The sequence below is a fragment of the Mucilaginibacter sp. genome, from assembly GCF_965277465.1.
Classification (GTDB): Bacteria; Bacteroidota; Bacteroidia; order Sphingobacteriales; family Sphingobacteriaceae; genus Mucilaginibacter.
Map to the genome: position 1 here is coordinate 178178 of NZ_CBDICW010000001.1, position 12651 is coordinate 190828.

A 12651-nucleotide genomic window follows, 5' to 3' on the forward strand; every position below is an offset into this window, starting at 1 on the left:
CATCTTCAAAAAACGTAAACTCCTTAAAAAGAATTATAACTGATAGCGGCTAAAAGCCAAACCTGGTCACAATGTGGTACGATAAACTAATAGAAGAAAACAAGGTCCCCGATTTTTTGCTTAGAAAGGGAATCCGTAAACTATTGAAGCAAAGGCTTGATGATGAGAACAAGGGGGATGTAGAAGCACAGCAGGCACATTTAATTGCCCTGATAGATCAACTAAAAGCATCGCCAATTGCAGTTAACACTGCCGATGCAAATACCCAGCATTACGAAGTGCCTACCCAGTTTTACCAGTATTGCCTGGGTAAAAACTTAAAATATTCAAGCGGTTACTGGAAACCGGGTGTTACAGATATTGATACATCCGAAGATGATATGCTGGAGCTTACCTGCCAGCGTGCCGGCTTAACAAACGGACAGCAGGTGTTGGAACTTGGCTGCGGCTGGGGATCATTATCGCTATACATGGCTGCAAAATTCCCAAAAAGTACATTTAAGGTAGTATCAAACTCGCGCACCCAAAAGCTGCATATTGATGAGCAGGCCAAACAACGCGGCATCAGTAACTTAACTGTTATTACTGCCGACATGAATACCTTTAGCATTGACGAACAGTTTGACAGGGTAGTATCAGTAGAGATGTTTGAGCACATGCGCAACTATACCCTGCTGATGAAAAAAGTAGCCTCCTGCTTAAAACCTGATGGCAAGCTATTCATCCATATTTTTACCCATAAGGAATATGCATATCTGTTTGAAGTAATTGACGATACCGACTGGATGAGCAAATACTTTTTTACCGGCGGTATTATGCCAAGCGACGACCTGATGTTTTACTTTAACGATGATTTGATTGTTGAAAAGCACTGGCACGTTAACGGCACCCATTACGGTAAAACATCCGAAGCATGGCTGAGCAATATGGATAAACATAAAGCGGAGATAATGCCTTTGTTTGAGCAAACCTATGGTAAAGACCAGGCCGTTAAATGGTGGGTTTACTGGCGTTTGTTCTACATGGCATGTGCCGAGCTATGGAGCTATAATGGAGGGAATGAATGGATAGTTAGTCATTATTTATTTCACAAAACAGGCGCATGATCCGTTTTTACTTTATACTGCTTTTTTTCCTGATCTCGTTGCTTAGCTTTTTAAAAGCACCTGCTTATTATTTATGGCTGTTAGCAATCGGGGTTACCGAGTTCCCTTTAATTTTTGCGGGCATTACTGCATTGCTAACAGTATCTGGCATATGGGTTCAAAAATACCAGCTGGCCGGTACCGTTTTGGGTTTGGTTACAGTGGCTATTTTTTTATCGCCGATAGTTAGGGCCTATTGGGTAGCTAAAGATGTTAAGGCAGATATGAACCTATCTTTAAGCGGCATTAAAACCAGTAACGCGCCGGTAATATTTGATGCCAATACCCAGCCATTCAGCTTTTTAAACCTCTTCAAAAAAACAAAGGATCTTTCTTACCGCAGCTTAACTTATGTAAAGTATAAGGATACTTCCATGAGCCTTGATTTTTATCCATCGCAGATCATCAGTAAAAGGCCTTGTGTTATTGTGGTGCACGGCGGTTCGTGGGCGGGCGGCGATAGCCAGCAATTGCCTGAACTGAACAGCTACCTTGCGGCCAAAGGCTATAATGTAGCATCTATTAACTATCGCATGGCGCCAAAATACCAAACGCCGACTCCTGTTGAGGATATACAGGCGGCCATTGCTTACCTGCGCCAGCATGCCGAAGAATTGCACATAGATACCACCAAACTGGTGCTGTTAGGACGATCAGCCGGCGCGCAGATTGCCTTATTGGCAGCCTATACCATTCATGAACCCGCCTTAAAAGGGGTGATAGATTTTTATGGCCCAGCCGATATGGTTTGGGGTTATTCAATCCCATCAAACCCTTTGATAATGGATTCAAGAAAAGTAATGGATAATTATATCGGAGGATCGTACAGCCAGGTACCTCAAAAATATGTCGCCTGCTCGCCGCTTGAGTTTGTGAGCAGGTCATCAGTACCTACACTGCTTATTCATGGTAATAATGATGTTTTGGTAGCACCCGAGCATAGCCGCAGGCTGAACGAGAAATTACAGAAGAACAGCATTAAACATTACTGGCTAAAACTGCCCTGGGCAACACACGGCTTCGATTTTAATTTGAACGGGCCGGGTGGACAATTATCTACCTATGCGGTTTTAACCTTTATAAATACCATCACTCAATAACATGCAAAAAACAGCCATTATAGGAACCGGGATAGCAGGAATGGGATGCGGCCACTTTTTGCATAAGCATACCGATTTAACCATTTATGAGCAAAACGATTACGTTGGCGGCCATACCAATACGGTTACCGTTGATGAGGAAGGCAAACCCGTTTATGTTGATACCGGCTTTATGGTATTTAATTATAAAACCTACCCTAACCTTTGCAAGCTGTTTGCTGAAATTAAGGCCCCTGTTAAAAAAACAGATATGTCATTCAGTGTGCAGCACCTGCCCACAGGTTTGGAGTACAGCGGATCGAGCATTAACCATCTTTTTGCCCAGCGTAAAAATATTTTCAACCTGAAATATATTAAAATGCTGAACCAGATAGGCCGGTTTAACAAGGAAAGCGTAAAGATAATTGACGACCCGAAATATGCTAATTACTCAATTGGCCAGTATGTTAAGGAGTTTGGTTTTGGCGAGGATATGCTTTGGAAATACCTGGTGCCCATGAGTTCGGCTGTATGGTCGACCCCGATGGAGCAGATGCTTGATTTTCCGGCAGTAACGCTGATACGCTTTTTCCTGAACCATGGTTTTTTAGGTCTCGATACCCAGCACCAGTGGTACACGCTCGAAAAAGGAAGCCAATCATACCGCGAAATTTTGATCAAACCGTTTAAAGATAAGATCAGTGTAAACCGCAAAGCCGTTAAAGTAGTGCGCGAAAATGGTAAGGTAACTATACATGCTTCGGATGGATCGCAGGAAACATTCGACAGGGTAATAATAGCCTCACATGGCGACCAGGCATTAGCCATGCTCGATGCGCCTACGGCTGATGAGCAAAGGCTGTTATCAACCTTTAAGTATCAATACAACAAAGCTGTTTTACATACCGACAAAAGCATTATGCCCAAAGCTAAACTTGCCTGGAGCAGCTGGAACTACAGCATTAAAATGCAAAATGGTAAGCTTGAACCCACTACCATATACTGGATGAACCGCTTACAGCAGGTATCAGATAAAAAAGATTACTTTGTTTCTATCAACCCGCATGCCGGCCTGGATCCTAAAAAGATCATCAAAGAGCTTTATTATGAACACCCGCTGTTTGATGTACCTGCCATAAATGCCCAGGCCGAACTACATACGCTGAACGAAACAGGCCCCGTATATTTTTGTGGCAGCTATTTTAAATATGGCTTTCACGAAGATGCTTTTGCCAGTGCGGTACAACTGTGCTCACAACTTTTAGGCAAGCCTGTTTATGATGATGTTTTGATCCAGCCAGCCGAATAATCCGTATCTTCAATTATGGCAAATGCGGCTATTAATTCATGCTTATATAAGGCTACTGTTATGCACCACCGCCTGGCGCCTAAGGTACATAGCTTCCATTATAACATTTTTATGTTTTACCTGGATCTGAACGAGATTGACAGCCTTGCAAAGCGCCTGAAGTTTATGAGCCGCAACAGGTTTAATCTTTTCAACTTCAGGGATAAAGATCATTTACAGCTGCCTAAAGAAAAGCCCGATACCTCAAAAAACATACGCCAGCATATTACCGATTACCTACAGATAAACGGGGTAAACATTGGCACCGGCCGCATAATGGTTTTAACCAATTTATGCACCATGGGCTACCAGTTTAACCCGGTATCGTTTTATTATTGTTATAATGAACAGGATAAACCTGTATGCGCAGTTGTTGAGGTTTGCAATACCTTTTTAGAGATGAAGCCCTACTTTTTAGGTGCTGATACTAAACAGAATGATCAGTTTAAACTCAATACAGAAAAGTACTTTTATGTATCGCCGTTTATTGATATGGATACCAATTTTGATTTCGACCTGCACATTCCCGGCGAAAAACTACAGGTAAAAATTGACGACTATGATAAAGAAGGCAAACGTTTTTTTATCAGCACACTCAGCGGAACTAAAACGCCCCTGAAGGACAGCACCCTGTTGATTTACTTCTTGAGTTTTCCGTTGATAACACTAAAAATCATTATACTTATACACTGGCAGGCGCTAAAATTGTGGCTTAAAAAAATACCATTTCATAAAAAAGGTGATGACCTGCAACTTCAAAAAGAAGTTTACAGGCCTTATAATTAATTACAAACTTTGTATATTAACAAAACTTTTGGGTAATTAATTTACGTACATATTACAATACTAAAATTTGCAGATAGTTTTCTCATGGCTAATACAATATCGATCGTTAAAAAAAGCAGCTTCTACCAGGATGTAGTTTTAAAATTCATGTATAAAATGAATAAAGGCACATTGCACCTTACTTTAACCGATGGCGAACAAATTACTATTGGCAATGGTGAAGGCGGTATAAGCGCAAGTATTGTAGTTAACGATGATGAATTTTATAAACGCATTATCCTTTTTGGTGATATTGGTTTCGGCGAGGCCTATGTTGATGGGTTGTGGGATACCAATAATATTACCAATGTAATTAACTGGGTATTGCTAAATATTGATAATGCACCGGGCGTATCGGGCAGTAATATTCAAACACTATCGCTTAACCTGCTTAAGCTATATAATAAGTTATTCCATTTTAAAAGGGCCAATACTATTGAGGGCTCGCGTAAAAATATTTCGGCACATTACGATCTGAACAACGATTTTTTTGCAAGCTTCCTTGATCCAACCATGACTTACTCCAGCGCTTATTTTTATAAGGACGGCTTAAGTTTGGAAGAAGCACAATTAGCAAAGTATGAACGCCTTTGCCGCCAGCTGCACTTAAAACCAACCGATCATGTTTTGGAGATAGGCAGCGGCTGGGGTGGTAATGCCATTTATATGGCTAAAACCTATGGCTGCAAAGTAACTTCCTTAACCATATCGGCAGAGCAGCATAAAATGGCGGTTGAACGTGTGGAAGCCGCAGGCCTCAGCGACAGGGTAAGTATCCTTTTAAAAGATTACCGACTGATGGAAGGTGTGTTTGATAAAATTGTATCTGTTGAGATGCTGGAAGCGGTTGGCTTTAGCTATATGGATGTATACTTCAAAAAATGTCACGACCTGCTAAAGAAGAACGGCATCCTGGCCATACAGGTGATAACATCGCCCGATTCAAGGTACGAGAGTTTAAGAAAAGGGGTGGATTGGATCCAGAAGCATATTTTCCCGGGCTCCCTATTACCTTCAGTTGGGGCTATTAACAGCGCCATAAACCGTACCGGCGATATGACGATGGTTGATTTGAAAGATATAGGCCTTGATTATGCCCGCACACTTAAGCTTTGGTACGATGTCTTTAATGCCAACCTGTCAAAAGTAAAAGCGTTGGGTTTTGATGATACCTTTATCCGTAAATGGAACTATTACCTATGCTATTGCGAGGCTGCTTTTGCCATGCGAAATATTAACGTAATGCACCTTGTTTATTCAAGGCCCAATAACACTGGCAGGTAATTTATAACCCTACTTTATCAGGCTTAGGGCTTTTTTCAAATCCGGATCATTCTTTGCAACTACGTCCCCGGGGGTATAATTAACAGTATAGGCTGGCATAAGCCCAGGGCCACGTGATGGTTTTTTTGCTGCCGATACAACCCGCATCCACGGAAAATCAACCCTGATTTTAGTATTTGGCAACGTTAGTTCCTGAATAGTACCTCCGTTGCAACCTTCTTCGGCACCGGCTGTTTCCCGGCCAATAAATATCACATTTTTGCGCTGTGCCTTTAAAGCCACCGAAAAAAGTGCCGCCGATGAAAAAGTTGCCCCATCAATTAAAACAAACAGGTTTCCGTTAAAATGATTTGCTTTGGTTAAAGGAAGCGGCCCATACAATTTTCCAAATACAGGCTTAGCTTCTATATGAAACCACTGGCCTTCTTTAACACCCGGTTTAAAGCCCTGGTTAAAGCTTGAAGTACGTGCCGTATCAAAATACTTTTCAAAATGATTTATTGAAGGATTGGGCACTCTTGATTTAATGTCATTAACAATATTAAAAGGCGCATCAGCCAGGTATGATAAAAGCTGGATAGCCACCCTAAGATCTCCGCCTGTATTATGCCGCATATCCAAAATAAGGTTTTTGATTCCTCTTTGCTGTATCTGCTTAAAAGCCTCTTTATAAACAAGCGTATCAGCGTAAGCAAATGGTTTGGATTCAAACAACGCTGTTTTGGAGTTATTTAAAAACCGGAGGGATAATGCCCCGGTATTTCTTGCTGTTGTCCAATCAGTATAATTATCGGTTGCTTTATTATTTAAAGGCCATTGTGAAGCATCGGTAGAAACGGCATTTACCTGCAACGTTTGCACCGCACCACGTTTATTAAGTAATTGGATTCGGTAAGGACCGGGCCAATGATAGTATTTGTTACAGGCATCTTCAAAGCCATCATATTCGCTCAAAAACAATTCCTTAAAGGTTTCATTGTAGCCGTCTCCGCAATAAAGCTCAGCGCCATGATCAATTATTTCATTAACAGGTATACCATTTATACTGATGATCTCATCACCGGTGGTAAGTCCGGGCGTTATATGAGTTGTTACCCAAGCTTTATGATTACGCACCAATACCTCAAAAGGCAAATGGGGTACTTTTATATTTGGCGATGGCTTATAATTAACCGCATGTTTAAGCTGGGTATGCCCGCATCTTAAATTACATAAAAATGGATAAATATTGGCCATAAACTGCCCCTCATTAAGCGGCGAATTAATGGACGTATACATCTTATCATAAGCCCTTTGCAAACTATCAGTAGTGGTATAAAATCCATAGCCCGGATGAATTTCTTTTATGGCCGACCATAAGATAAATAAATCATCGTGCATACTTTTAACCGTTAGCTTTTTATCAGCTGTATCTATATTGTCTGAAATTGGTTTGGAAGCATTTTTAGTTACAGGTGCATTACAGCTGATTATTTCGCAAGCTATCAGCAAGCAAAAAACAGTTTTAAAAATAGCTTTGGCAATCATATGTATTGCTTAAAGGGATAGTATATGGTTAGGTTATATTTAAACGGTATAATTATTTCACTCAGTTAACAGTCTTTTTTATCCGCGGCTTTTTCTCCCTGAAACGCATAAAAAAGAAAAATGCGACCATACAAAGCACAAACCCGCAAATACCATTCAGCCGCAGGCCGTAATCATGGCCGGGATCTTTTCCGTAAACGGTTAAAAATGCAAACAATGCGATGCCCAGCGTTTGGCCTAATTTTACAAACAGATATTTTACTGCAAAAAACATCCCTTCGCGGTTTTCACCACTTTCTTTTGCATCCTTTTCGGCAATTTCGGCAAGTATGGCATTAGGCAGAATACCCAGCGATGCCAATGGGAAGGCAGCACAAAGCACTAATGTATAAACCTGCACCTTTGGCGAAAAGGGGAACTTCCCTAAAAAGTAGATCATCGCAAAAATGAGGCTCAGCAAAGCGAACGAGAACAATACGATAGGCTTTTTTCCCTGCCTTTTTGAAAGGTAATTGATAAGCGGATAAAACACCAATGATCCTAATACCATGGTAAGCATAAGTAAGCCGCCCATTGACTCTGGCAATCGCAGCAGCACCGTAACGAAAAACAGCAAGCCGCTGGAAATAATGCTCAGCGCCATGTAGTACGAAAAATCAGAGATCAGGTAATATTTAAAATTACGCTGGGAAAAAGTTTTACGGATAGCCAACAGCACCGGCAAATGTGATGGTTTGGTATTAGTTGAATACTTTTTTTCATCTATTGACAGTACGGGTACCAGCATGATCAACCCGGCAAAAACACATACGCCCCAAATGGTATACTGTACTGCCGAATCGCGGTTGGTAACGTGAAATGAACTTTGTACCAGGTCGGCAAAATTATTGATAAGGGCGCTGATAATTATCCCAATAACAAAACCAACCTGCTGAAATGAGGAAAGTTTAACTTTTTCGGCAGCAGTATCGGTAAGCTCGGGCAGTAAGGCATTGTAGGGTATAATATAGGTGGTAGCACCCATAAAAAAGCAAATAAGCGTAAAGGTGAGCCAAATGGCATTATGAATACTTTCGGCTTTAACCAGGGGGCAAAAGGTAAGTGCACAAAAAACCGCAGCCGGTAAAATAGACCATTTCATGAACGGGATGCGCCTGCCTTTTTTGTTTTCGCTTTTATCGCTTAACGAACCAATAAAAGGATCGTAAAAGGCATCAACCAACCGGCCCGAGGCTGCAATGATTGACATAATATTGAGCACGCCAAAAAGCAATAGTTGCGGCACAAATGGAACCAGGCCTGAGTTTGATGGTGGTAAATAAAAATATGGCAGCATCACGATTATGGTATTGGTCATGATGCTCCACCCTATCATCCCGCAGGCGTAGGACAGCTGTTTTTTGAACGGAAGTTTAGCAGCCGGCATATAGCTGCAATATGCGAATATTTAGGTGAATTTTTTTAACTAAACAACTATCTGGCCTGTCCATTTTTACATCTTAACTTAAATCAGCATCCATACCAATCAGTTTATCCGGTGTTATAGGTAATTCACGTACCCTTTTGCCGGTAGCGTTATAAACTGCATTGGCTACTGCCGCTGCCATGCCTATTAAAGCAATCTCGCCCATGCCTTTTGCACCTAAGGCATTTATATATGGATCGGGCTTATTGATGAAAAGGGCCTCTATCTGTGGAATATCAGCATTTACAGGCACATGGTAATCGGCAAAATTATTATTTACCAGTTTGCCATAACGGTGATCTATCACCACCTCTTCCATCAGCGCCATGCCTATACCGCCTATTGCACCGCCTATTATTTGGCTGCGCGCTGTTTTGGGGCTAACTATATGGCCAGAGTCGGCAACGCAAACTACTTTATCTATTTTAACCACGCCGGTTGCGGGGTGAACATTAACCCTTATAAAATGAACCGACCATGAGTACATGGCATATTTGCCCTGCTCAGGGCCGCCATGCGATGTGGTAGTTACTTCTAACTTTGGCAGGTTATGTTGTTTTAATACCTTTATATAATCAAGCTTATCCGTACCGCCGTTACCTATTAATTGCTGAAACTTTTCTTTCAGATCTTTACAGGCATCATACACCGCTGAACCTACCGAGGCCGTAATAGCCGAACCGCCCTGTGTTGGTGATGGTGGCAAGGACGAGTCGCCCATATCAAACCTTATTTTTTTGGGATCAATACCCATTGCTTCTGATGCTATGCTTACCATTGCTGTGCCGGTACCGGGGCCAATATCACTTACTGCTGTTTGCAGTATCAAAGTGCCGTCAGCCATCATTACGGCCCTAACGGTTGCTTCGCCGCGGTAAGCACCAAACATACCGCCGCCCATGCCGTAACCAACCAGCCAGCCGTCTTTTGTTTTGGTGGCAGGTTTAGGGTCGCGGTCTTTCCAGCCAATTCCTTCGGCACCCATTTTATAGGCCTCGCTTAAATATTTGCTGGAGAACTGTTTATTATTCTGCGGATCTGTTTCGGCATAATTTTTCAAACGCAGTTCTATCGGGTCGATATTTAAAGCGTATGAAATTTCGTCCAATGCAGATTCCAGCGCAAAAGCACCGGTAGCCTCGCCAGGCCCGCGCATCCAGGTAGGTACCCCAACATCCAGCGAAACCAGTTTATAAGTAGTATTTACATTTGGGCAGGCATACAGCGAACCGCTTATACCTGTTGGTCCTTCGGCAAAATTATCGTAAGATGATGTTTGCCCGGCAGCCTCGTGGGTAATGCCTACTAACTTTCCATCAGCAGTAGCACCTATAGCTATCTTTTGCCAGGTATGCGGCCTGTAACCTACCGAAGTAAACATATCGGCACGACTTAAAACCAGCTTAACCGGGCGTTTAATAACTTTGGCAGCCATAATAGCCGCAACCTCGTGCGGCCAGGTTTGTAAAGCACTGCCAAAAGCACCACCTACAAATTTGGAGTTTACCTGCACATTTGCCTCGGGGAGGTTAAACAGCTTTGCTATCCCGCTTTGCGCATCCTTTACACCCTGTGTTTTATCCCAAACGGTCAGCCTATCATCAGCATCCCATTGGGCAATAATAGCATGCAGCTCCATAGGGCTATGCACTTCGGATGGGATAATATATTCCTGCTCAATTTTAACCGGGGCCGTTTTCCAGGCATCGGCAATACCGCGTTTATATTCGCCGCCATCATTTGATGTTACAGCTTTACTGATATTTGCCCGCAGGTCGGTTTGGTGAGCCTCCTCATTATAAGTTGCCTTTATTAGTGATGCCGCAAACAGCGCGCGCTCAAAAGTATCCGCTATTACCAATGCAATGGGCTGCCCGTTAAAATAGATCTTATCGTCGTAAAATATCTTAAGCGGGCCTTTTTCGTCCGGTTTGCTATTTTGGTAGCCGGGCACTTTAGGTGCATTTAAATAGGTTATTACCTTTATAACACCGGGTGCTGCTTCGGCCTTTTTGATATCTATGCTTTTGATGCTTCCTTTGGTGATGGTACTGCCTGCCAATACCCCGTAGGTTAAGCCCTTAACATTATATTCGGCAGAGTAACGGGCAGCGCCTGTTACTTTTAACCGTCCGTCTATCCGGCTCATTCCTGCGCCCGAAGATGGTTTCACTGTGTTGATCTCTTCTTTCATAGCGTATTAAACTAAGCCTGCAGCATGTTTCAATGCCTCGGTAATGGTGGCCGGGGCCAGTTTTAACTTAAACGAATTATATTGATAAGCCTTAGCACCCTGCATAGCAATTTGCGCTGCCTGTTTAAAGCTTTCTTCGGATGCTGGTTTGCCAATTAATGATTTCTCGGCATCAAACAAACGCCACGGCTTATGCGCCACGCCGCCCATTGCTAAACGGGCCTGCTTAATAATGCCATCACTTATTACTAAACCGGCGGCTACTGATACCAGCGCAAAAGCGTAGGATTGCCTGTCGCGCACTTTTAAGTAATAACTGTTTTTAGCAAAGCTGTTCTCGGGTATCTCCACACCTGTTATCAGCTCGTCTTTACCTAAATGATTATCCATTTCGGGATGCTCGCCTGGCAAACGGTGAAACTCAGTAAAAGGGATCCTGCGCTCGCCTTTTTTACCTGCTATAATTACTACAGCATCAAGCGCAGCCAGGCTTACACACATATCACTTGGGTTTACTGCTATACACTGTGGATTTGCACCAAATATGGCATGCATACGGTTAACACCCTCTAATGCACCACAGCCTGTGTCGGGTGCACGTTTATTGCAGGTCATAGTGGTATCATAAAAATAAGTGCAGCGGGTACGTTGCATCATGTTACCGCCTACGGTTGCCATGTTGCGCAACTGCGGCGATGCCCCCGCCTGTAACGCCATAGATAAAAGCGGAAAATGTTGAAGTACCAGCTCATTTTCAGCTACTGCGCTGTTTAAAGCCAATGCACCAATACGAAGGCCGTTTGGCGTTTGCGAAATACTTTTCAATGGCAGATGATTTATATCAACCAATTTATCGGGCGCGGTAACGCCACGTTTCATCAGATCGACCAGGTTGGTGCCGCCTGCTATAAATTTTGTACCGGGCTTGGTTATAGCCTCCAAAGCAGCCTGCTGGGTTGCAGGGCGGGTGTATTGAAACTGTTTCATATAGCCTGCCCTCCTGCCTTAACTTCCTGTATGGCATTAACTATATTAGGGTAAGCGCCACAACGGCAAATATTACCGCTCATATATTCCCTTATCTCTGATTCAGAATTGGCATGCCCCTCGCGGATACAAGCCACCGCCGACATAATTTGCCCAGGCGTGCAGTAGCCGCACTGAAAGCCATCATGCTTTAAAAAGCCTCCTGCATAGGATGCAGTTCTTCGCCTTTGGCAAGCCCTTCAATTGTGGTTACTTTTTTACCGCTGGTCATGATGCCCAATGTTAGGCAGGAGTTTATTCTTTGCCCGTCCAAATGCACCGTACATGCGCCGCATTGGCCATGATCGCAGCCTTTTTTTGTTCCTGTCAGATCGAGCTGCTCGCGCAAAATATCAAGCAAAGTAGCACGCGGCTCAACCGAAAGGCTATGCGTTACACCGTTGACCTCCATTTTTAAAGGCATTTTTTCAAATGCAGATGCTATTTTTTCGTCAACACGCAATTCCGCAGCCTTAACAGCCGTGCCGGGTGTAAGGGCAATGGCAGTTAATAGGGTAGATTGCTTTAAGAAATTTCGGCGTGAATTATCCTGAGTATCCGAATCAGATGCGGCCTCAGTATAGGCTTTTTTGTCTTCCATATTCTAAATGGTATAGAATATAAAATTACGATTTTTAATTAAGAACAAATTACCGGCGAAGCATATTTACAAAAAATAGCATTATATTTTTATTTATATAACGCTATAAAACAGGTAATTATAAAAATGCCCGGTTTAAGTACTGCAATAAAGCAGC

General features: G+C 42.7%; 11 protein-coding genes. 5 read left to right on the forward strand and 6 right to left on the reverse strand.

Annotated elements, in window-relative coordinates; all coding sequences use genetic code 11:
- Positions 1 to 71 precede the first annotated feature (71 nt).
- The 5 genes from ACQY4U_RS00735 (at position 72) to ACQY4U_RS00755 (ending at position 5681) form a co-directional block, all read left to right on the forward strand.
- Positions 72 to 1106 (forward strand): SAM-dependent methyltransferase, encoded by a 1035-nt coding sequence (locus ACQY4U_RS00735; protein ID WP_428327442.1) that lies wholly within the window; start codon positions 72 to 74, stop codon positions 1104 to 1106.
- Positions 1103 to 2245, forward strand: coding sequence for an alpha/beta hydrolase fold domain-containing protein (locus ACQY4U_RS00740; RefSeq protein ID WP_428327443.1), 1143 nt, complete (start codon positions 1103 to 1105; stop codon positions 2243 to 2245). Before ACQY4U_RS00735 ends, ACQY4U_RS00740 begins: the two co-directional genes overlap by 4 nt.
- Before the next feature lies 1 nt (position 2246).
- On the forward strand, positions 2247 to 3533 hold the full coding sequence (locus tag ACQY4U_RS00745) for an NAD(P)/FAD-dependent oxidoreductase (RefSeq protein ID WP_428327444.1): 1287 nt from the start codon (positions 2247 to 2249) through the stop codon (positions 3531 to 3533).
- A gap of 15 nt (positions 3534 to 3548) precedes the next feature.
- Positions 3549 to 4358 (forward strand): DUF1365 domain-containing protein, encoded by an 810-nt coding sequence (locus ACQY4U_RS00750; RefSeq protein ID WP_428327445.1) that lies wholly within the window; start codon positions 3549 to 3551, stop codon positions 4356 to 4358.
- 84 nt (positions 4359 to 4442) lie between these two features.
- Positions 4443 to 5681, forward strand: a complete 1239-nt coding sequence (locus tag ACQY4U_RS00755) for a class I SAM-dependent methyltransferase (RefSeq protein ID WP_428327446.1) — start codon at positions 4443 to 4445, stop codon at positions 5679 to 5681.
- 9 nt (positions 5682 to 5690) lie between these two features.
- Here the strand turns inward: ACQY4U_RS00755 and ACQY4U_RS00760 are convergent, their stop codons facing one another.
- The 6 genes from ACQY4U_RS00760 to ACQY4U_RS00785 form a co-directional block, all read right to left on the reverse strand.
- Positions 5691 to 7208 (reverse strand): S41 family peptidase, encoded by a 1518-nt coding sequence (locus tag ACQY4U_RS00760; protein ID WP_428327447.1) that lies wholly within the window; start codon positions 7206 to 7208, stop codon positions 5691 to 5693.
- A 61-nt stretch (positions 7209 to 7269) separates the two neighbouring features.
- The gene (locus tag ACQY4U_RS00765) at positions 7270 to 8634 is read right to left on the reverse strand and encodes an MFS transporter (protein ID WP_428327448.1); all 1365 of its coding nucleotides are present in this window, start codon (positions 8632 to 8634) and stop codon (positions 7270 to 7272) included.
- Positions 8635 to 8707: 73 nt separating this feature from the next.
- On the reverse strand, positions 8708 to 10867 hold the full coding sequence (locus tag ACQY4U_RS00770) for a xanthine dehydrogenase family protein molybdopterin-binding subunit (RefSeq protein WP_428327449.1): 2160 nt from the start codon (positions 10865 to 10867) through the stop codon (positions 8708 to 8710).
- Positions 10868 to 10873: 6 nt separating this feature from the next.
- Positions 10874 to 11854, reverse strand: coding sequence for an FAD binding domain-containing protein (locus ACQY4U_RS00775; RefSeq protein WP_428327450.1), 981 nt, complete (start codon positions 11852 to 11854; stop codon positions 10874 to 10876).
- Positions 11851 to 12000 carry a 2Fe-2S iron-sulfur cluster-binding protein gene (locus ACQY4U_RS00780; RefSeq protein ID WP_428327451.1) on the reverse strand — a complete coding sequence of 50 codons (150 nt, stop codon included), beginning with the start codon at positions 11998 to 12000 and terminating at the stop codon, positions 11851 to 11853. The genes ACQY4U_RS00775 and ACQY4U_RS00780 overlap by 4 nt, the downstream gene beginning before the upstream one ends.
- Before the next feature lie 44 nt (positions 12001 to 12044).
- Positions 12045 to 12494 carry a (2Fe-2S)-binding protein gene (locus ACQY4U_RS00785; RefSeq protein ID WP_428327452.1) on the reverse strand — a complete coding sequence of 150 codons (450 nt, stop codon included), beginning with the start codon at positions 12492 to 12494 and terminating at the stop codon, positions 12045 to 12047.
- Positions 12495 to 12651: the final 157 nt, after the last annotated feature.

What these genes read in the sequence shown, in the direction of transcription:
- ACQY4U_RS00735 (WP_428327442.1), top strand. Translation starts at nt 72, where the DNA reads ATGTGGTACGATAAACTAATAGAAGAAAACAAGGTCCCCGATTTTTTG.
- ACQY4U_RS00740 (WP_428327443.1), top strand. Translation starts at nt 1,103, where the DNA reads ATGATCCGTTTTTACTTTATACTGCTTTTTTTCCTGATCTCGTTGCTT.
- ACQY4U_RS00745 (WP_428327444.1), top strand. Translation starts at nt 2,247, where the DNA reads ATGCAAAAAACAGCCATTATAGGAACCGGGATAGCAGGAATGGGATGC.
- ACQY4U_RS00750 (WP_428327445.1), top strand. Translation starts at nt 3,549, where the DNA reads ATGGCAAATGCGGCTATTAATTCATGCTTATATAAGGCTACTGTTATG.
- ACQY4U_RS00755 (WP_428327446.1), top strand. Translation starts at nt 4,443, where the DNA reads ATGGCTAATACAATATCGATCGTTAAAAAAAGCAGCTTCTACCAGGAT.
- ACQY4U_RS00760 (WP_428327447.1), bottom strand. Translation starts at nt 7,208, where the DNA reads ATGATTGCCAAAGCTATTTTTAAAACTGTTTTTTGCTTGCTGATAGCT.
- ACQY4U_RS00765 (WP_428327448.1), bottom strand. Translation starts at nt 8,634, where the DNA reads ATGCCGGCTGCTAAACTTCCGTTCAAAAAACAGCTGTCCTACGCCTGC.
- ACQY4U_RS00770 (WP_428327449.1), bottom strand. Translation starts at nt 10,867, where the DNA reads ATGAAAGAAGAGATCAACACAGTGAAACCATCTTCGGGCGCAGGAATG.
- ACQY4U_RS00775 (WP_428327450.1), bottom strand. Translation starts at nt 11,854, where the DNA reads ATGAAACAGTTTCAATACACCCGCCCTGCAACCCAGCAGGCTGCTTTG.
- ACQY4U_RS00780 (WP_428327451.1), bottom strand. Translation starts at nt 12,000, where the DNA reads ATGTCGGCGGTGGCTTGTATCCGCGAGGGGCATGCCAATTCTGAATCA.
- ACQY4U_RS00785 (WP_428327452.1), bottom strand. Translation starts at nt 12,494, where the DNA reads ATGGAAGACAAAAAAGCCTATACTGAGGCCGCATCTGATTCGGATACT.